Raw genomic sequence first — 20,596 nt, 5'->3', positions numbered from 1 at the left:
CAAAAAGTGTTTATTTTCAATTTGTTAAGTTTCACACACACACTACAATCATGGGCCGCTCGGGTGCAATGGTGTATCATATAGGCAGTTTTTCTTGCCAGATAAGGTGCGCTGTTTCTAACATCTGATGGCAAGCTACCGCCCGCCACTCTTTCTACGTCGCATCGAAGGAGGGCCGAACGGGCGCAACCGGGTAACGCGACGGGTTTCTCGAATGAACATCACGTTTCTTCTGAACGGAGAGACAGTGGAGCTGCCGGATGTCGATCCGACGGCCACCCTACTGGACTGGCTGCGTGAAGATCGCGGTCTGACAGGCACCAAAGAAGGCTGCAACGAAGGCGATTGCGGCGCGTGCACGGTCATGGTGACGGACGAAGACGGCGCAAAAGCTCTGAACTCCTGCATCCTGTTCTTGCCCCAACTGCATGGCAAAGCGGTTCGTACAGTCGAAGGGGCAAGCGGCCCGGATGGCGAAGCACATCCCGTTCAACAGGCAATGGTTGACCTGCACGGCTCGCAATGCGGTTTTTGCACTCCGGGTTTTGTCATGTCGATGGTCGCCAGTCATGCGACGGGCGCCACGGATCATGACACCCAGCTTGCCGGAAACCTGTGCCGCTGCACTGGCTATGCACCGATTATTCGCGCTGCGAAAGCGGTCGAGGACCGTCCCGTGCCAGTCTGGGTCAAAGACAAGCCACTCGCATCTTCTGCTGCGTCGCGCATGCTGCCTGAATCTTCCGATGAACTGGCAGCTGTTTATGCTGAAAACCCAGATGCCACGCTGGTTGCCGGAGCAACAGATGTCGGCCTGTGGGTGACAAAGCAACTGCGCGACCTGGATCCAGTAATCTTCCTCAACCGTTGCGATGATCTCAAACAAATCACCATCACCGACGATGAAATTCGCTTTGGCGCAATGGTCGACATGAATCGGATGGGTGAGGCTCTGGCCGATCTTCACCCCTCTTACGCCGAAATGATCCGCCGCTACGCCAGTGTTCAGGTGCGCCATGCTGCAACGGTGGGCGGCAACATCGCCAATGGCTCGCCCATTGGGGACAACCCGCCTGCGCTGATTGCTCTGGACGCAACCCTTCATCTGCGCAAAGGCGACACCCGCCGGTCCCTTCCGCTGGAAGAGTTCTTTATCGACTATGGCAAACAGGACCGCGTTCCCGGTGAATTCGTCGAAGCTGTCAGCTTCCCCCGTCAGCTGGATCGCCTGAAGGTCTATAAACTCAGCAAGCGGTTCGATCAGGACATCTCGGCCGTCTGCGGGTGTTTCAACATCACCGTCTCGGTCGGCATCGTCACGCAGGCGCGCATCGCGTTCGGCGGCATGGCCGGCATCCCGAAACGGGCAACTCATGTCGAGGCCGCATTGGTCGGTAAACCTTGGGCGCGCGAGACGATTGACGCCGCGCTGCCTGCCTTTGCTGACGATTATTCACCACTCACAGACATGCGCGCTTCGGCCACCTATCGACTGGAATCCGCCAAAGCGATGCTCGAAAGATACTTCCTGGAAGATCAGGGCGAAGTGACCAATGTGCTGGAGGTATCGGCATGAGCGTGACCAAACCCCTCCCCCACGACGCAGCACCGCTGCACGTTTCAGGAACCGCGCGGTATGTGGACGATATCCCAACACCCAGGGACAGTTTGCATCTGGCTTTTGGCCTCAGCCCGATTGCCAAAGGCAAGATCACCGCAATCGACCTGTCTGCGGTGAGGGCCGCCGAGGGCGTCGTGATGGTTATGGCCGCGGATGATCTGCCCTTCGCCAACGACGTATCGCCTTCGATCCATGATGAACCGCTGCTGTCGGACGGAACGGTCCACTATATCGGCCAGCCGGTGTTTCTGGTCATCGCCAGCAGCCATCTGGCCGCCCGCAAGGCGGCCCGTTTGGGCAAGATCGACTATGCCGAGGAAACCCCGATCCTAACCGTCGAAGAGGCTCTGGCCGCCGACAGTCGGTTCGAAGACGGCCCGCGCATCTATGCCAAAGGCAATGCTGATGCGGCTATTGCAGGATCCGCCCATGTGATCGAAGGGTCATTCGAGCTTGGCGGGCAGGAGCATTTCTATCTGGAAGGTCAGGCCGCTTTGGCCGTGCCGAATGAAGGCGCGGATATGCTGGTTCACAGCTCGACCCAGCACCCGACCGAGATCCAACACAAGGTGGCCGATGCGTTGGGCGTTCCGATGCACGCCGTCAGGGTCGAGACGCGCCGTATGGGCGGCGGTTTTGGTGGCAAGGAAAGCCAGGGCAATGCGCTGGCCGTTGCTTGCGCGGTGGCCGCTCGCGCAACTGGCAAGGCGTGCAAGATGCGCTATGACCGCGACGATGATATGACCATCACCGGCAAACGCCACGCGTTCCGCATCGCCTATAAGGCCGGATTTGACGAGAACGGCCATATTCAGGGCGTCTCGTTCCACCACTACGCCATCTGCGGCTGGGCGCAGGACTTGTCCCTGCCCGTCGCCGACCGCGCGATGCTGCATTCTGACAATGCCTATCTGTTGCCAAATGCACGTATCGAAAGCCACCGGCTGAAGACCAACACCCAATCCGCCACCGCCTATCGCGGCTTCGGCGGCCCGCAGGGCATGGTTGGCATCGAACGCGTGATGGACCACGCCGCGTATGAGCTGGGTCTGGACCCGGTGGAACTGCGCCGCCGAAACTATTACGAACCGGCCCATGCGGTTGCCGAGATCACGCCGTCCGAGCAGCCTTTGGGTCATCCCGACCCGCATGAGGACCTGACGAGCCGCGGCGCGGTCGAAACCGGGGACGCCCCCGTGCGCCCTCTGCCCGCTGGTGGCAATACCACACCCTACGGAATGGAGGTCAGCGATTTCGAATTGCACGGGATGACTCAGGCCCTACTGAAATCCAGCGATTACGAAACGCGCAAGGCCGCCATTGCGAAATGGAACGCCGAGAATCGTGTGATCAAGAAGGGCATCGCCTTCTCTCCGGTCAAGTTCGGGATTTCCTTCACGCTGACCCACCTGAATCAGGCAGGCGCTTTGGTGCATGTGTATCAGGATGGCTCGGTCCATCTGAACCACGGCGGCACCGAGATGGGTCAAGGCCTGTTCCAGAAGGTCGCGCAGGTGGCGGCTTCGCGCTTTGGCATCCCGCTGGAGATGGTCAAAATCACCGCCACGGATACGGCCAAGGTGCCGAACACTTCGGCCACGGCAGCATCCTCGGGCAGTGACCTGAATGGCATGGCAGTGAAGGCGGCCTGCGATACGATCCGCGATCGAATGGCGGACTATCTGGCCGAGCGGCATCAGGCCGATCCGTCGACTGTCACCTTCTCTGATGGCCATGTTTCGGTTGGCGCAGAACGCTACACCTTCGCTGAAGCTGCGGCGCTGGTCTATCAGGGTCGGATCAGCCTGTCGGCGACCGGTTTCTACAAGACACCCAAAATCGAATGGGACCGGATCGCCGGACGTGGCCGTCCGTTCTTCTACTTCGCCTACGGAGCGTCGGTCACCGAAGTGGCCGTCGACACTCTGACTGGTGAGAACCGCATTTTGCGCACCGATATCCTGCATGATGCCGGTGCTTCGTTGAACCCGGCGTTGGATATCGGGCAGGTCGAAGGAGGTTATGTGCAAGGCGCGGGCTGGCTAACGACCGAGGAACTGGTCTGGGACGGCACGGGCAACCTGCGCACACACGCACCCTCGACCTACAAGATCCCCGCCTGCTCAGATCGACCCGACGTATTCAACGTCGCACTCTGGGATGCCGAAAACCGTGAGGACACGATCTATCGTTCGAAAGCGGTGGGCGAACCGCCGTTCATGCTGGGTATTTCAGCATGGCTGGCCCTGTCGAATGCGGTCGCGGCCTGTGGAGAGGCCTACCCCGCTCTTGATGCACCAGCCACGGCTGAAGAAGTTTGGCGCGGTGTCCAAAAGATGAAGGGAGGCATCTGATGGGATTTGACTTGGAGGCTTTGAGGGAGGCGGTCAAAACCCACGGAACAGTGGTCCGGGTGGTCATCGCCGGCATCAAAGGGTCGTCTCCACGTGAAGTGGGGGCCGCGATGCTAGTCTGGAAGGACGGGCAAAGTGGCACCATCGGTGGAGGCACGTTGGAGTATCAGGCAGCCGAAGCTGCGCGATCCCAAACCACCGCCACCCGACTAACGCATCACGCTCTTGGCCCCGACATGGGGCAATGCTGCGGCGGTGCTGTTTCATTGCTGAGTGAAGTATTTGATCATGAAGCGCTGAATGCACTGGACGATACCGTCATCGCGCGTTCGGCCTCGGGCGGAGAGATGCCGCTATCGGTCAAACGTCGGCTGGCGGCAGCGCGAGGACAGGGTGTCGCGCCCGAGCCCCAACTGATCGAAGGTTGGATGGTCGAACCCGTTCACAAACCGACGCGTAATCTGTGGATCTGGGGCGCAGGCCATGTAGGCCGGGCGCTGGTGGACGTTTTGTCCCCCCTACCCGATCTGGCAATCACCTGGGTCGATACCGGACCCGAGCGGTTTCCCGACGTGGTTCCAACCGGTGTAACCCCGGTTCCGACCGCAAAACCCGCCGAGCTGGTTCGCCACGCGCCAACCGATGCCGAGCATCTGGTGCTGACCTATTCGCACAATCTGGATCTGGAACTGTGCAACCGGCTGCTTTCGCACAATTTCCTCTTTGCGGGGCTTATCGGCTCGGCTACGAAATGGGCGCGATTCCGGTCGCGACTTGCAGCCCTTGGGCATCCGCCCGAGCGGATCAGCCGGATCACCTGTCCGATCGGCGATCCAGGCTTGGGCAAACACCCGCAGATGATCGCCGTTGGCGTGGCAGCGCAACTGTTACGCCCCGCCCGACAGAACGAATTGAAGAAGGACCTGAGCGCGTGACCACTCCACTTCTGAGCTTGCAAGGGCTGACCAAAGCCTATCCCGGCGTCGTGGCCAATGATCAGGTGTCCTTTGACATCGGGGAAGGCGAAGTTCACGCGCTGCTGGGCGAGAACGGCGCGGGCAAATCCACGCTTGTCAAAATGATCTATGGGCTGGTGAAACCCGACAGCGGCACCATGCTGCTGCGAGGGCAGCCCTATGCACCGCCTGAACCGCGCGCCGCCCGCGCAGACGGGATCGCGATGGTGTTCCAGCATTTTTCGCTGTTCGATGCGTTGAACGTCGCCGAGAATATCGCTCTGGGGATGGAGAACCCGCCCCCAATGGGTGATCTGGCCTCGCGTATCCGCGAAGTATCCGAAACCTACGGCCTGCCCTTGGACCCCTTCCGCACGGTTGGCGATCTGTCTGCAGGTGAGCGTCAGCGGGTCGAAATCATCCGCTGCCTGCTGCAGGACCCAAAGTTGCTGATCATGGACGAGCCGACCTCGGTTCTGACGCCGCAAGAGGTTGAAATCCTTTTCGAAACGCTGAACAAATTGCGCTCGGAAGGGACATCGATCCTGTATATCTCGCACAAGCTGGAAGAGATTCGAACGCTATGCGACCACGCCACGATTCTGCGGCTGGGTAAGAATGTGGGCGAATGTGTACCAGCTGAAACCTCAGCGCGCGATATGGCTGAGATGATGGTGGGCTCGACCCTGCAGACACCTGAACGTTCCGGCCGGGAGTTCGGTGACGTTGCGCTGGATGTCAGCGGATTGTCAGTGCCGTCGCCGTCGGAATTCGGAACTGCGCTTCGCAACGTCCACATGACCGTCCGCAAGGGCGAGGTTCTGGGGATCGGGGGTGTCGCGGGGAACGGTCAGGATGAATTGCTGGGTGTGCTTTCTGGCGAAATTCCGACCACCGCAGATGCGATCAAATTCAGCGGTCAACCCATCGGCAAACTCGGCCCGACCGCGCGGCGTAAGCTGGGCGTGTTGACCGCGCCCGAAGAACGGCTGGGCCACGCGGCTGCCCCTGATATGAGCCTGACCGAAAACGCTCTGCTGACTGGGTCGGTCCGCGAGGGGCTAGAGAATAACGGCTTTCTGAAGTGGTCCGAGACCAAGAGCTTTGCCGAAAAGATCATTAGCGCCTTTGACGTGCGTACGCCGGGTCCTGAAAATGCCGCCCGGTCGCTGTCGGGCGGGAACCTGCAGAAGTTCGTGATTGGTCGCGAAGTGCTGCAAAACCCGGATGTTCTGGTCGTGAACCAGCCGACTTGGGGCGTGGATGCAGCGGCGGCGGCCTCGATCCGGCAGGCCATTCTGGATCTGGCGGCCAAGGGAACTGCGGTCATCTGTATCTCGCAAGACCTCGATGAACTGATGGAAATCTCAGACAGTTTCGCCGCCTTGAACGAAGGACGACTAAGCGCCCCGCGTGAAACCACGGGTCTGACGGTCGATGAAATCGGCCTGATGATGGGCGGCGCGCATGGCATGGAGGTGGCCCATGTCTAAACAGTTACAAGAAAAGAGAAACGCGGGGGTATGAGCAAATGATTGTGTTGGAGAAACGGCCTCAGCCGTCCAAGGCGTGGTCTTATGCCACCCCTCTGGTCGCGGTCCTGGCGACGATGGTTTTTGGTGGCATCCTGTTCGCCATTCTGGGCAAAAACCCGGTCGAGGCTATTGGAACCATTTTCTGGGAACCCCTGTTTGGCGAGTTCGCCTTCTATTATCGGCCGCAATTGCTGGTTAAGGGCGCGCCCCTGGTTTTGATCGCTATCGGCCTGTCTTTAGGCTTCCGCGCCGGTATCTGGAATATCGGGGCCGAGGGTCAGTACATCATGGGGGCCATTTTCGGTGCGGGTGCTGGTCTGGCATTCTATCCGCTGGATGCATTCTACATCTTTCCGATCATGGTGATTGCAGGCGCGTTTGGCGGCTGGCTATGGGCAATGATCCCAGCCTTCCTGAAAGTGCGCTTCGGTACTAATGAAATCCTTGTGTCGCTGATGTTGGTCTATGTGGCCGAACAGATGCTGGCCTCGGTCTCGCTAGGCCTGCTGAAGAATCCCGAAGGGTTCGGCTTTCCGGGTTCGCGCAATCTGCAATCCTACGACAGCGCGTATAATGCCGAGCTGATTGCGGGTTCAGGCATGCACTGGGGCGTAGTCACTGCCCTGATCGCTGTTATCTTTGCATATGTCTTGCTGAACCGGCACATGCTGGGCTTCCACATCCGCCTGACAGGTGAGGCCCCGCGTGCGGCGAAGTTCGCAGGTGTAAACCCTGCCCGCCTGATCCTGTTCTGTCTGGGTCTGGCCGGCGCGCTGGCCGGTCTTGCGGGGATGTTCGAAGTCTCGGGCCCTGCTGGCGTGGTCAGTATCGATTTCAACGTCGGTTACGGCTTTACCGCGATCATCGTGGCTTTCCTTGGCCGTTTGCATCCGGTGGGCATCCTGCTGGCCGGAGGCCTGATGGCGTTGACTTATATTGGCGGTGAAATCGCCCAATCTCAGCTGGGTCTGCCCGCCGCAGCCATTCAGGTATTCCAGGGGATGCTTCTGTTCTTCCTGCTGGCATTCGATCTTCTGACAAACTACCGCATCCGTGCGGCCCGTAGCGAGGTAGCTTGATATGGACCTTGGTGAAATTAACCCCGTCCTTCTGGTCGCCTCGCTAATGGTGGCCGCAACCCCACTTTTGTTGGCCGCAATCGGAGAATTGGTGGTCGAAAAAGCAGGCGTCCTGAACCTCGGTGTCGAGGGCATGATGATCGTGGGCGCAATCAGCGGCTTCGCAATCTCGGTCGAGACCGGTTCGCCCTGGCTGGGCTTTATCGCGGCAGCAATCGGTGGCGCGGTGCTATCGCTGTTGTTTGTACTGCTGACGCAGGTGGCGTTGGCCAATCAAGTTGCTAGTGGCCTGGCCCTAACATTGTTCGGCCTCGGGTTCAGCGCGCTGATGGGGCAGAGCTACGTAGGAATAAAGCCGCCCAGCATGGGTGAAATCCATATCCCGGTGATCAGCGATATCCCTGTTATTGGACCAATCCTGTTTCAGCACGACCCGATCCTCTACGTCGGAATTGCCCTGACGGCCGCCGTCTGGGCCACGCTGAAATACACACGCATCGGCCTGATATTGCGCGCCGTTGGCGAAAACCACGATGCGGCGCATGCGCTGGGCTACAAAGTCATCAAGATTCGCATCATGGCGATCCTGTTTGGTGGTGCTTGCGCTGGCTTGGGCGGCGCCTACATCAGCCTGATCCGCGTGCCGCAGTGGACCGAGGGCATGACTGCCGGTGTCGGCTGGATTGCCTTGGCGCTGGTGGTTTTTGCCAGCTGGAAACCATGGCGTGTCTTGCTGGGCGCCTATTTGTTCGGCGGCATCACTGTGTTGCAGCTTAATTTGCAGGCAGCGGGCGTTGCCATTCCTGTCGAGTATCTGGCAATGTCGCCCTACATCATCACGATCCTTGTGCTTGTGATCCTTTCGGCCGACAAGAGCAGCGCACCTGCCGCATTGGGCCGGACCTTCCATGCCTCGCACTAGGCGAGGCCAACTGAACCAACTTGGGGAGTAACACATGAAATTCACTACACTTTTGGCAAGCGCCGCAATGGCGCTGGGTCTGGCCTCGGGGGCCATGGCCCAAGACAAGACCAAAGTCGGCTTCGTCTATGTCGGCCCAGTGGGCGATGGCGGCTGGACCTATGAGCACAACAAGGGCCGTCTGGCCGTGGAAGAGCACTTTGGCGACAAGGTCGAAACCGTGTTCGTCGAGTCGGTGCCTGAGGGCCCAGATGCAGAACGCGTGATGACCCAGATGGCGCTGGAAGGAGCGGACCTGATCTTCACCACCTCGTTCGGCTACATGGATCCGACCATCAATGTCGCGAAGAAATTCCCGGATGTGAAATTCGAGCACGCAACCGGCTACAAGACCGCCGACAACGTCTCGGTCTACTCGGCCCGTTTTTATGAAGGTCGCGCAGTCCAAGGCCACATCGCCGGTAAAATGACGGAATCGAATATCATCGGCTACATCGGGTCCTACCCGATCCCTGAAGTGATCCGTGGTATCAACTCAGCCTATATCCACGCCAAGAAGGTGAATCCGGATGTCGAGTTCAAGATCGTCTGGGCCTACACTTGGTTCGATCCTGCGAAAGAAGCTGACGCCGCCACAGTTCTGATCGAACAGGGCGCGGACGTGATCCTGCAGCACACTGACTCGACTGCACCGCAGGCAGCCGCGCAAGAGGCAGGAAACGTTGTCACCTTTGGCCAAGCCTCCGACATGAGCGAATACGCACCCTTCCCGCGTGTGTCTTCAATCATCGACGATTGGGCTCCCTACTACATCGCGCGGACCCAGGCCGTGATGGACGGAACATGGGAAAGTGCCAACACATGGGATGGCATCCGGGAAGGCATGGTAGCAATTGGTGAGATTTCGGACGCCGTTCCGGCTGATGTTAAAGAAGAAGCACTGGCGCTGAAAGCCGCGATGGCAGCCGGTGAATACCACCCCTTTACTGGCCCGCTGAAAAAGCAGGACGGCAGTGACTGGCTGGCCGAAGGCGAGACCGCCGATGACGGTACGCTGGCGGGCATGAATTTCTACGTTGAGGGGCTGGAAGGCGAAATTCCGCAGTAGAATCTGACCCGGAAACTAACAACAAGGCCCGCATGTTTTTGCGGGCCTTTTTAGTCGCCCTGAGCCCAATCTGGACATTGACGAGTGGCTATGCGCATCGTGAAACATGTCGCTCACGGAAGACCTGAACCAAATTTTAGAAACTGCCCTGCCGACCGATCCCAGTTTTCGACAGATCGAAAAGGCCGTGATTGACGACTGTATTGGTGAAACCCGGCAATATGCCTCAGAGAGCTCTGTCGAAGCCTTTCTGTTGTCAGCGATGCGTTTATTGGCACTTCCCGGCAATGGGCACACACGGCTGATCCCGAATGATGCGATCGCGGTGCTACCGCTGAGATTCGTGAGCGTTGGACGTTCCGTTCAATTCATCGACGCGGCGCCAGAGATAGCCGCACCGCGAGGAGAGTTGATAGCGGTCAACGGCTCAGCTTTGAGCCAGATTGAAGCCACTGCAGAGAAATTTCTGGCGGGAACGTGCCAAAGGAAACGGGTCATCGGCCCGATTCTACTGGCATGGCCGTACGCTTTGGCACGTTTGGGTTTTTCGTCAAACGGCGGCATGACCGAGTACCGTGTGCAGGACGAAAATGGGCGGATAGCCAATCTGAAAGTGGCCAATGAACATACAGTTCCGGGATCGATGCTCTACCCGAGAAACGAGCACGGCAAGGCTGATCCAGCCTGGGAACCCGAGATATTTGTAGAGATAAAGGACTGGCAAGAGCTAGGGCTATCAATAGCGTTACCAAGCTTCTTTGATCCGAACGAAAATGCGCTGCCTAAAGCCATCTCAGCCGCGGTGGAATGCGTGCGCGCATCCTCGAACAAAACACTACTAATTGATGTTCGCGGAAACACTGGTGGCGACTTTCTTCTAACGATGCCCTTGATCGACGCGATCTCAAAAAGTGCAAACAAGCAGGTTGTTATGCTTGTCGATAAATTCACGTTTTCCGCAGCGATAGTGTTTGTAGCCATCCTCAAACATCGATTGGGAAACAGGCTCAAACTTATTGGTGAGGAAATGGGAGATAGGCTGACGTTCTTCGCCGAGGGCGGATTGCTCGAATTGTCGACCAGCGGAGCGGTCGTTCGTTACTCATCAGCCTTTCACGACTGGAAGAATGGAACGACTGACGATACCACGCCGCCCGAAATCGCAACAAAAATCGTACCTGCGGGATCACTGAACTTGGATTTGGAATGGGTCGAAAGACCTGCAGTTGAGGATGCACCAACCGAACTCTATCAACGAGTTCTCAAAAGCATGAGCAAATCGCTAGACAGCCGCTAAGTCTGCATAGCTGCATTCCAGGAAAGCAAATGCTGCACGCGCGGCGAAGGTCTACTTGGTGGCCAGTCTTATTGGCGACCCAACACCATCGGCCCGTGGGCAATATTAACCACGAGCGTTTCGATACCCAGCTGTCGTCGAGTCAGGACTTCAAGCGATTGAATCGCCGCAATGGTCAGCTTCTAGGGCGTGAAATTAGTGTCCGCCCAGCACCAGAGTGTTCACCGGCATCAGTATCAGTCGCAGGCGCAGGCCTGCCGCATGAACGACGCCAATCGTGTCTACCACATGCAGGAACGATTTTTCCCAGAAGCCGAGGCTCTCATCCTCCAGCTTTGCATGATTATCCGTATAGATATTCGCCAGACAGTTGCTGCCTGGAGGCACATCATCGGCCATGCTTTTGTAGAGCGGTTCAAGGTAGACAAGGATCGAACCAGGATTGGTGTTGCTCTGCACGTCCCGTAACTCATCAGATGGCCTGATCTGCCCCGATGGGATCACATCCTGCACCTCGACGACAACCACCGGGATAACGGTAAAGGGCTTGGTCATGCAGCCCAATTCGCCAATCATACCCGGTTTGACCACCTGGGCCGAAAGCTGACTGAACGCCGCCTGGAATCGGTCATGTCCGGAGGAGGATGGCACCAGAATACCCGCCGGGCGCAGCAAAGGGCTGACATAGTCGCCGACCTGAAGCCCGAATTGTTCAACCCTGCCCGTCACTCCAGCGTTGACCACAGTCTTGTCCAACTCGGTCAATGCCGCATCCAGCTGCGCATTGGCACTGGCAAGTTGGGCCGGGATCAGCTCTTCGATTTGTTGTACAACCGCTGCGCGTTTTGAGACGGCTGCTTTGACCTGCGCTTCACGCTCGGCAACCAGATTTTCCAACCGATCAATCTCGGCCAAGCGCACCGCGCTGGATCCCTCGTCACGTAGGGTGGTATTGCGTTCCAGATCCTCGAGCGACTGATCCAGAGCTGCGCGCGCGCCAGCAATCCCGGCCTCAGCCTCGGCCAGATCGGTTTCCGCCACCTTCAACGAGGCTTGAACCTGAGCAATCTGGGCATGCGCCGCTTCGACCTGCGCGGTTTGCGTGAAGTCTTCGATCCGGAAAATCGGCTGTCCAGCTGTCACCTGCTCATTGTTGCGCACGTAGACTTCGGAAACGCGCCCCCCTAGCTGCGGCAGGATCGTTACCGTCCGGAAGTAGGAAGCCGCTGTTTTGCTGGACGGGTGAAAATAGAACAGCGTTGTGATAACGGTTAGCGCCAAAATAGCGCAAGTCGTCAGCCCCCAGCGCAACTCGTACCACATGGTGAACAGCGTGATCTCGTGTCCGATCCGTTTGCCCTGCACAAAGCGGCGAAACAGATAGTCAGGAAGCACGGTAATCAGGGCGCACAGCATCGTCTCGATCATTGTTCAGTGCCCCTGTGCTGCCGGTTCGGAGGGTTTGGATTGTTCGGGCTCAGTTTCCAGCTCAGGAGGGGGTGAAGCGTGTTCTTTGTCCTGCCCAGGCGCCAAAGATCGGATGGCATCGGCAATCGAGCGCAGCGGTGCCGCGAAATCAGGGAACTGGAACCCAGCCACAAGGATGGCGGCAACCCAGAAAAGGCCGTTATGCGTAAACAAAGCCAAAAGCGCCAGAATCCCAACCAATTGGAATTGCGGGTGATTGGTTTCATGCGCCATTTTTTCCGGGATCGAATGCAACGTGAAGTAGGCAACCCCGATCAGCACGACCATCCCGACGGTAAAAAACAACATGAAGGTGAAGAGGAAGTCGCTACCATCTGCCTGTGTCACATATGACGGAATGTGCCCCGTTGCCATCGGGTGAATATCTGCCGCGTTCACGTCCGCCTCCGAATCTTATGTTGTTTGCACTAAAAGCAGGCTGGCCGCCTACGATCAAGTTTCCATTGCGGTGGGCTTGTGTCTTTTCGTTTGGCAGTACGCGTGTCATGGTCCGCCAATGTCGCCAGTCAACTTACCACCGGCTCGATCACTTGGCGGCCGGAAACGGAACAAAACGCATGATTGATTTTCTGATAATCGGTGGCGGTGTCGCCGGGCTAAGCGCAGGTGCGCGCCTGTCAGAGCACGGCACAGTTACGGTGTTAGAGGCCGAGGACGGATTAGGATATCATACTTCGGGTCGTTCAGCCGCCCTGTTCGAAAAGGGTTACGGTCCAAACTCGGTCAAGGCAATGAACGAGGCAAGTGCTGCGTTCTTTGAAACAAATGCGTACCTCACACCACGCGGCCTGATGCTGATTGGCGGAAGGGATCAACAGGCGCTGTTTCAAAAAGACGCCCAAGATCTTGGAGTGCAAGAGATTTCGCCGGAAGATGCCATCGGACACATTCCTGTCCTGAATGCTGAAACTGTCGGTTATGCAGCCATAAGTAATAGCGCATATGATATCGATACAGATCGCGTCCTGCAGGACTTTGCGCGAACCGTCCGTAAGAATGGCGGTTCAGTCCTGACCCGTCAGAGGGTCAGCAGCATCCGCAAATCGGTTCATTGGACCGTCGAAACCTCAGAATCCTTTGAGGCACGCAATCTGGTAAATGCCGCCGGAGCCTGGGTCGATGAGGTGGCGCAGATGGCAGGAATCTCCCCCATCGGGATCACACCTTACCGTCGATCGATTGCGCGCATCCCCGCACCGGGCGGACATGACCTGCGAAGCTGGCCAATGATGCTGGGCGCAGGCGAGAGCTGGTACGCCAAACCTGATGCGGGCAAGCTACTGGTCTCGCCTTGCGAGGCGGACCCAACCACACCCCATGACGCTTACGCCGATGACATGGTTCTCGCAGAAGGACTGGCACGATACGAAGCGATGGTTACTGAAACTGTAACTCGGGTAGAAACCAACTGGGCGGGGTTACGTAGTTTTGTTGCCGATGGCACGCTGGTGCTCGGACCTGATCCAACCGATCCATCGTTTATCTGGTCGGCAGCACAGGGAGGGTATGGGTTTCAGACCGCTCCTGCTGCCTCGCAACTTGTGGCGGATCTTGTGACTGGCGCGTCGCCGCGCCTTGATGCGGCGATTGTGAAAGCGCTGACACCCGGTAGGCTGTAACGATGACAAAACGCAAACTGCCCTCAAATGCCAGCGTCGCCACCGAGGGCGACGGCAGCAAACTCGTCGCCCCAGCCGCCAGCCGAAACACGGTTGTGCTGTGCGATCTTCTGGCACGGGTCGCTCCGTCATCAGGACAGGCCCTGGAACTGGCCAGTGGAACCGGACAACACATTTCGGCCTTTGCCCAGCGGATGCCCGGGTTGCATTGGCAACCCAGCGAAGTCACCTCCGAACGGCGCGCCAGCATCGATGCGTACACCAAGGGTTTACCAAACACCGCCGCAGCCGTTCATCTGGATGCAACTGCGGAGGGTTGGCACAAATCAATGGCGCAGCAAGATTTGGTTTTACTGATCAACCTCTTGCACCTGATCAGTTTACCCGAGGCTGAAACCCTCGTTGCCGAAGCAGCGTGCGCTCTGAAAACGGATGGGCGTTTGGTGCTTTATGGCCCTTTCAAACGTGACGGACACCTGACAAGCGATGGCGACCGGCGATTTCACGACGCACTGGTCCAACAAGACCCTGAGATCGGGTACAAAGACGACACACATATATTGTCTATGTTAAAGGACAACGCCCTCGAACTGGTCAAAATCGTAAAGATGCCTGCGAACAACTTGGCATTTGTCGCCCAAAAAACTGGAATCTGATCAGGATCAAAGTCTGCTTTGCTCTTCACCATTCATATGCAGATTATCATATGTATCAAGAAGGACGTGATAATGAGCTGGCAGGATTCACTGAACGAAACGCGCAAAAGCTTGCGTAACCTTAACGGAGCCATTCCTGATACGGCGCGTGCCTTCGGGGCGCTGGGAAAATCTGTCAAGGAAGGCGGGACGCTGGACTACAAAACCAAAGAGTTCATCGCGTTAGGCATGTCAATCGCAGTACGGTGTGAGCCTTGCATTACCCTGCATTCCGAGGCGTTGGCCAAGGCAGGAGCCACCCGCGATGAAATTTCGGACGTTCTGGCAATGGCCATCCAGATGGGCGGTGGGCCGTCCATGATGTATGCCGCCAAGGCACTAGACTGCTTTGATGAATTAAGCGCATGAAAAAAGCCCACCGAGAGCGGGCTTTTAGTAGGCGGTGCTACGTGAGTACCGCCTTATTTCTTGGAAGCGTCAGCCGTCTTTGCGGATTGTTTCGTTCTTCGGATCGTAGGGGCTGTCGCAAGTCACGACCGCATCCCACAGCTTGTCCTGAATTTTGACCTGCAGCTTGGTGCCTTCGACCGCCAGCTCGGGCTTGACGTAGCCCATACCGATGGATTTCTCGAACGCCACCGAGTACCCGCCCGAGGTCAAACGACCCACGCGCTCACCTTCCGGCGTGTACAGCGCCTCGCGGCCCCAGGGGTCGGCATCGTCCGGTCCGTCGATCAGCAGAGTGCAGCACTTCACGCGCACGCCGGTCTCTTCCAGCTTGGCTTTGCCATAAAAGTCTTTCGACAGATCAACAAAGCGCGGCAGGTCAGCTTCCAGCGGGGTCGCGTCGCGGCCCAGTTCGGTGCCGAAGGCGCGATAGGATTTCTCCTGGCGCAGCCAGTTTTGGGCGCGGGCACCAACCAGTTTCATGCCGTGCTTTTCACCAGCCTTCTCCAGCAGGTCGAACAGATAGTTCTGCATCTCGATCGGGTGGTGCAGTTCCCAACCCAGCTCACCGGTATAGGCCACGCGGATCGCGTTCACGGGGCACATGCCCAGTTCAATCTGACGCGCCGACAACCATGGGAAGCGTTTGTTAGACAGTGCGGTTTCCGGATCGGCGTCCTTGATGATCTCTTTCAGAACGTCACGCGACTTGGGTCCAGCGATCGCGAAGACGCCCCACTGGGTGGTCGCGTCCTGGATTTCGATGTAGCCGAACTCCTCCATCTTGTCCTCGGCCGCCTTGCGCAGGTAATCGGCGTCGTACTCGGTCCAGGCACCGGCAGAGACGATGTAGTAATTGTTCTCGCCATTGCGGACGATGGTGTATTCAGTGCGGGTGGTGCCGTGCGAGGTCAACGCGTAGGTCAGGTTGATGCGTCCGACCTTGGGCAGCTTGTTGCAGGTGAACCAATCCAGGAACTGGGTCGCACCGGGGCCTTTGACGACATGCTTGGTGAAGGCCGACGCATCGATCAGGCCAACGCCTTCTCGGATCGCTTTGGCTTCTTCGACGGCATACTGCCACCAACCACCGCGGCGGAAGCTGCGGCTTTCTTTGTCGAAGTTATCAGGCGCATCCAGCGGGCCGAAATAGTTCGGGCGCTCCCAGCCGTTGACCCAGCCAAACTGTGCGCCACGCGCTTTCTGACGGTCGTAGGCCGGAACAGTACGCAACGGACGACAAGCTTCACGCTCTTCATCCGGGTGGTGCAAGATGTAGACGTGCTCATAGCACTCTTCGTTCTTGCGCGCCGCGAATTCTGTGGTCATCCAGTTGCTACTGTAACGCTTGGGGTCCAGCGACGCCATGTCGATCTCGGCTTCGCCATCAACCATCATCTGCGCCAGATAATAGCCGGTGCCACCTGCGGCGGTGATCCCGAAGCTAAAGCCCTCGGCCAGCCACATGTTGCGCAGGCCCGGCGCCGGACCAACCAGCGGGTTGCCGTCGGGCGTATAGCAGATCGGGCCGTTGAAATCGTCCTTCAGGCCGGATTCAGCGCAGGACGGCACGCGTTCGGCCATCGCCATGTACTGATCGGCGATCCGATCCAGATCCAGCGGGAATAGGTCAGCGCGGAAGCTGTCCGGCACGCCGTGTTCGAACTGCGCAGGAGCGCCATGTTCGTAGATACCCAGAATCCAGCCGCCACGTTCTTCGCGCGCATACGACTCGTTGTCTGCATCACGCACAACTGGATGCTCGGGGTTGCCCGCTTCACGCCATTTGACCAGCTCGGGGTCTTTGTCCATGACGATGAAGGTATGCTCGACCGGGATCGCGGGCATCTTGATACCCAGCATTTTCGCGGTCCGCTGTGCGTGGTTGCCTGACGCGGTCACGACATGTTCGGCGGTGATCACAACCTGCTCATCTGACGGAATGAGGTTGCCGCCCTTTTCGACCATCTTAGTGCAGGTGACTTCCCAGTGAGTACCGTTCCAGTGGAACGCATCAGCCTGCATCTTGCGAACGATGTCGACACCGCGCTGACGCGCACCTTTGGCCATCGCCTGGGTCACGTCGGCAGGGTTAATGTAGCCGTCTTCAGTGTGATAGATTGCGCCCTTCAAGTCCGAAGTTTCGATCAGAGGCCAACGTTCCTTGATTTGCTCGGGCGTCAGCCACTCATATGCAACATCACAAGTTTCCGCTGTGGATGCATAGAGCATGTATTCATCCATACGCTCTTGTGTCTGTGCCATACGCAGGTTTCCGACTACGGCGAAGCCTGCATTCAAGCCGGTTTCTTCCTCTAGTGTCTTGTAGAAATCGACTGAGTACTTGTGGATGTGGGTCGTGGCATACGACATGTTGAACAACGGCAACAGGCCTGCTGCGTGCCAGGTGGAACCGGATGTCAGTTCGTCCCGCTCGATCAGCATCACATCATCCCAGCCCGCTTTGGCAAGGTGATAGGCAATCGAGGTCCCGACGGCGCCGCCGCCAACGACCAATGCTTTGACTTGGGTTTTCATAGCCGGGTGTCTCCCCTTGAATTCAGTTGACACCATATGGCGCATTTGAGGGGCTCGACGCGACATTCATCCGACCAGTGATATAAGAAAAGCGACCTGAGCGTTGCACCAGGTCGCTTTCCAACAGTCGATCTGATGTGTTATCCGCCCCCCAATTTGCACCTTTTGAACGTTCCGGTGGTTGCGCAATCAATGCCCGTACCGGAACCGCCTCGGTTTACCCGCACGGCAGTTTCTGCTTCAGAGTCAGAGCTACCAAAGGCTGACAACAGTCCGGACAGGAAGCCTTCATTTTCGTTTACAGATGCGACTTCTTCAGAGGTTTCCTGATCTTTGAATTTGGCGAACAAATTTCCAAAGAAACCCTCGTCATCTCTGTCTGCCTGCTGCATCTCGTCTTCAAGCAAATCTGTCAGTCCTTTGCGGTATCCGACCTGGACCAAATCATCCGCAGATTCGATTCTGTTCGCGGTCAAGTCGAAGGTGTCTGCCGGCAAACCGTATTGCGCGGCCAAAGTATTTGCGACAAGAGACAATCCATCAATGTTTTCTAGCTTCAAACGCGCCAGCTCGCTGCGCAGCTTGACAAACTCGCCGCGCAAGGCGGCCATGTTTGTCGCCAGTTCACTTTCTCGTTCAGCATCAAAAACGGTATCGTTGCCGACGCCAGGCACTTGCTTTTGAAGCAGTGCGTTCAATCCGTCATAATCCAATCGATCTAGAAACGCTCGCAGCATAGGCGCTGGTGCATCGGAATAGACTTGCAAGCGAATTTCTTCGCCCAGTCCGATTGTAGCCTTGTAGATTTCAAACCGAGGTTCGACCTCAAGGTCCGTCAGGCTCGCCGTGATCATTGACCAAAACTTTCGATCTTTCACTGTGACGGGTTTGTATCGGCTGTTTTCAAACCTGAAATACGCAGCACCACCAATTATGCCGAATGGAGTGTAGCCACTCGATCCTGCGCCCAACCCTTCGACAGACCTGACGATGTTGCCAGTCAGTGTATTGGATTTAGCGTCTTTCCTGAGTTTCGCCTGTAGCCAGACCGTATGCTCGCCGCTTTCGTAGACCCAACTAGAATTATCGAGTTTTCTGGCCAGTTGTTCAGTCTCTTGCACAGCAACTCTTTTTGCAATTGGACGAGCAGCTTCACTTATTCCGTCCTGCAAAACACCTTCTCGGGCATCGCGTGTAAAATCTGCATCCACGATCGAACGACGCACCCATCCTTCGCCCGAATCCGGCAGGTACGGCTTGGCCCCCTCACGCCAACGCTTCTGCCTTTCTCGTTCAACTTCTTCCGCGGCTAGCTCCGCCTGATACAAGTTGAACCGCTGATTAATCGTGTCGACATATCCGTTGAAGGACAACCTGCCTTCGACTTTCTTATCCTGCTGATAATAATCCAGACCTACGACAACCACGACGGCAATCAGCAAAAAACCAATGAAACGCAACGCGCCCATGAATAACCTCGGAATCAAATACTGCTCTTTCCTAGATCATTCACCTAAAATTGAGGCGCTGTTATGGCCGAGCCCAACAACTGCGGTCAGAGTACCTTGCCCGGATTCATAATGTTATCGGGATCCAGCGCTGCTTTGATCGCCGCCATATAATTTGTCGCCGCACCAAGTTCTTTCACCAGATAGGGGCGTTTACCCTGCCCGATTCCGTGTTCTCCGGTACAGGTGCCCTCCATCGCAATTGCAAGATCATTTAGCCAACCGACGAATTCCTCTGCACTTGCGACCTCTTTTGCGTCATCCATGTCGATTAACAGAAGTGTATGGAAATTACCGTCACCAACATGACCCACGATTGGGGCCAGCAAACCCAATTCAGCGGCCTTATCCTGTGCGGAGGTCACACATTCGGCCAAACGCGAGATCGGAACACATACATCCGTAGAAATGCCCCGCGCGCCTGGGCGCAGTTGTAGGCTGGCCCAATACATATCGTGCCGGGCCTGCCACAGCTTGTTGCGCTCTTCGGTTGTCGTGGTGGTGGTGATATCGCTGCCACCAAATTCTTCCGCGATTTGGCCAAAGGTCTCTGCCTGTTCCGCTGCACCGCTGTCCGAACCGTGAAATTCCAGCAGCAGCAGTGGCGTTTCTGGCAAATCCAGTCCCGAATAAGCGTTTGCAGCTTTGACCGACATCTGGTCCAGCAATTCGATCCGCGCAACCGGGATACCATACTGAATAGTCATCATCACAGCCTGACAGGCTGCATCCACCGATGGAAACGAACAGCGAGCTGAACTGATGGCCTCGGGGATACCCTGCAATCGCAATGTGATTTCGGTGATTATTCCCAGCGTGCCCTCGGCACCGATTAGCAAGCGGGTCAGATCAAAACCCGCCGAAGATTTTCGCGCACGATGCCCCGTGCGGATCACTTGCCCGTCCGGCATCACGGCCTCAAGGCTAAGCACATTGTCTTTCATTGTCCCATAACGCACAGCATTGGTGCCAGACGCGCGTGTCGCGGCCATGCCACCTAGCGACGCATTCGCGCCCGGATCAATCGGGAAGAACAACCCCTGATCCCGCAGATGGGTGTTCAATTCGGCTCGGGTGACACCCGGTTCGACAACGCAATCTAGATCACCGACATTGACCGCCAATATCTTGTTCATCTGACTCAGATCGACGGATATGCCACCAGCAGGAGCGTTTACATGACCTTCGAGCGAGGTGCCTGTTCCGAACGGGATGACTGGCACCTTGTGCTCGGCACAGGTCCTGACGATATCGGCCACTTCTTCGGTTGAATGCGGGAAAACCACCGCATCCGGACTCTGGTTCTCAATCCACGTTGTCGTGTGCCCGTGCTGCTCGCAAATCGCAGCACCAGATTGCAGCCGGTCTGCGAACCTCTGCTTCAGAATTCCCAGCGCCGTGTCAATCCCGGCCTCGTTTCGCGGCAAAGCGGTTGCCTGCACCATTGCGTCCCCCTTTTCTCAGGCCA

16 protein-coding genes are annotated in these 20,596 nt (G+C 57.2%); 11 read left to right on the top strand and 5 right to left on the bottom strand.

Going from position 1 to position 20,596, the window contains the following annotated elements; all coding sequences use genetic code 11:
• Window positions 1-214 precede the first annotated feature (214 nt).
• From xdhA to ACR0KC_RS12505, 8 genes are all read left to right on the top strand, one after another.
• Complete coding sequence (gene xdhA / locus ACR0KC_RS12540; protein WP_170636094.1) at window positions 215-1,576, top strand: xanthine dehydrogenase small subunit; 1,362 nt, start codon at window positions 215-217, stop codon at window positions 1,574-1,576.
• A complete protein-coding gene (gene xdhB, locus ACR0KC_RS12535; protein WP_480734658.1) occupies window positions 1,573-3,975 on the top strand; it encodes a xanthine dehydrogenase molybdopterin binding subunit in 2,403 nt (800 codons plus the stop codon). Before xdhA ends, xdhB begins: the two co-directional genes overlap by 4 nt.
• Window positions 3,975-4,910 (top strand): xanthine dehydrogenase accessory protein XdhC, encoded by a 936-nt coding sequence (xdhC, locus tag ACR0KC_RS12530; RefSeq protein WP_170646625.1) that lies wholly within the window; start codon window positions 3,975-3,977, stop codon window positions 4,908-4,910. Before xdhB ends, xdhC begins: the two co-directional genes overlap by 1 nt.
• Complete coding sequence (locus ACR0KC_RS12525) at window positions 4,907-6,424, top strand: ABC transporter ATP-binding protein (protein ID WP_170392491.1); 1,518 nt, start codon at window positions 4,907-4,909, stop codon at window positions 6,422-6,424. Before xdhC ends, ACR0KC_RS12525 begins: the two co-directional genes overlap by 4 nt.
• A 38-nt stretch (window positions 6,425-6,462) precedes the next feature.
• Window positions 6,463-7,545 carry an ABC transporter permease gene (locus ACR0KC_RS12520; protein WP_170392492.1) on the top strand — a complete coding sequence of 361 codons (1,083 nt, stop codon included), beginning with the start codon at window positions 6,463-6,465 and terminating at the stop codon, window positions 7,543-7,545.
• Window position 7,546: 1 nt separating this feature from the next.
• Window positions 7,547-8,467 (top strand): ABC transporter permease, encoded by a 921-nt coding sequence (locus ACR0KC_RS12515; RefSeq protein ID WP_170392493.1) that lies wholly within the window; start codon window positions 7,547-7,549, stop codon window positions 8,465-8,467.
• A 34-nt stretch (window positions 8,468-8,501) separates the two neighbouring features.
• Window positions 8,502-9,575, top strand: a complete 1,074-nt coding sequence (locus tag ACR0KC_RS12510) for a BMP family ABC transporter substrate-binding protein (protein WP_170392494.1) — start codon at window positions 8,502-8,504, stop codon at window positions 9,573-9,575.
• A 262-nt stretch (window positions 9,576-9,837) separates the two neighbouring features.
• A complete protein-coding gene (locus ACR0KC_RS12505) occupies window positions 9,838-10,872 on the top strand; it encodes a S41 family peptidase (protein WP_480771983.1) in 1,035 nt (344 codons plus the stop codon).
• A gap of 195 nt (window positions 10,873-11,067) precedes the next feature.
• On the opposite strand, the gene ACR0KC_RS12500 is transcribed toward ACR0KC_RS12505, so the two are convergent.
• Both ACR0KC_RS12500 and ACR0KC_RS12495 read right to left on the bottom strand, forming a co-directional pair.
• On the bottom strand, window positions 11,068-12,300 hold the full coding sequence (locus ACR0KC_RS12500; RefSeq protein WP_170392496.1) for an HlyD family secretion protein: 1,233 nt from the start codon (window positions 12,298-12,300) through the stop codon (window positions 11,068-11,070).
• A 3-nt stretch (window positions 12,301-12,303) separates the two neighbouring features.
• Entirely contained in the window at window positions 12,304-12,714 is a 411-nt protein-coding gene (locus ACR0KC_RS12495; protein WP_170422388.1) for a hypothetical protein, read from the bottom strand.
• Between the two features lie 203 nt (window positions 12,715-12,917).
• On the opposite strand from ACR0KC_RS12495, the gene ACR0KC_RS12490 reads away from it, so the two are divergent.
• The 3 genes from ACR0KC_RS12490 to ACR0KC_RS12480 all read left to right on the top strand — a co-directional run bounded on the left by ACR0KC_RS12490 (window position 12,918) and on the right by ACR0KC_RS12480 (window position 15,043).
• Window positions 12,918-13,979: an NAD(P)/FAD-dependent oxidoreductase gene (locus tag ACR0KC_RS12490; protein ID WP_480771922.1), complete on the top strand. Its 1,062-nt coding sequence runs from the start codon at window positions 12,918-12,920 to the stop codon at window positions 13,977-13,979.
• A gap of 2 nt (window positions 13,980-13,981) precedes the next feature.
• Window positions 13,982-14,635 (top strand): DUF938 domain-containing protein, encoded by a 654-nt coding sequence (locus ACR0KC_RS12485; RefSeq protein ID WP_480771921.1) that lies wholly within the window; start codon window positions 13,982-13,984, stop codon window positions 14,633-14,635.
• Window positions 14,636-14,707: 72 nt separating this feature from the next.
• Window positions 14,708-15,043, top strand: coding sequence for a carboxymuconolactone decarboxylase family protein (locus ACR0KC_RS12480; RefSeq protein WP_170392499.1), 336 nt, complete (start codon window positions 14,708-14,710; stop codon window positions 15,041-15,043).
• Window positions 15,044-15,112: 69 nt separating this feature from the next.
• Here the strand turns inward: ACR0KC_RS12480 and ACR0KC_RS12475 are convergent, their stop codons facing one another.
• From ACR0KC_RS12475 to ACR0KC_RS12465, 3 genes are all read right to left on the bottom strand, one after another.
• A complete protein-coding gene (locus ACR0KC_RS12475) occupies window positions 15,113-17,620 on the bottom strand; it encodes a GcvT family protein (protein WP_480706904.1) in 2,508 nt (835 codons plus the stop codon).
• A gap of 140 nt (window positions 17,621-17,760) precedes the next feature.
• On the bottom strand, window positions 17,761-19,089 hold the full coding sequence (locus ACR0KC_RS12470) for a hypothetical protein (RefSeq protein WP_170609527.1): 1,329 nt from the start codon (window positions 19,087-19,089) through the stop codon (window positions 17,761-17,763).
• 86 nt (window positions 19,090-19,175) lie between these two features.
• Window positions 19,176-20,573, bottom strand: a complete 1,398-nt coding sequence (locus ACR0KC_RS12465) for an FAD-binding oxidoreductase (protein WP_480706906.1) — start codon at window positions 20,571-20,573, stop codon at window positions 19,176-19,178.
• Window positions 20,574-20,596 lie beyond the last annotated feature (23 nt).

It is taken from the genome of Ruegeria sp. CF3 (assembly GCF_056537365.1).
This window is presented reverse-complemented; position numbering and strand designations above follow the sequence as displayed.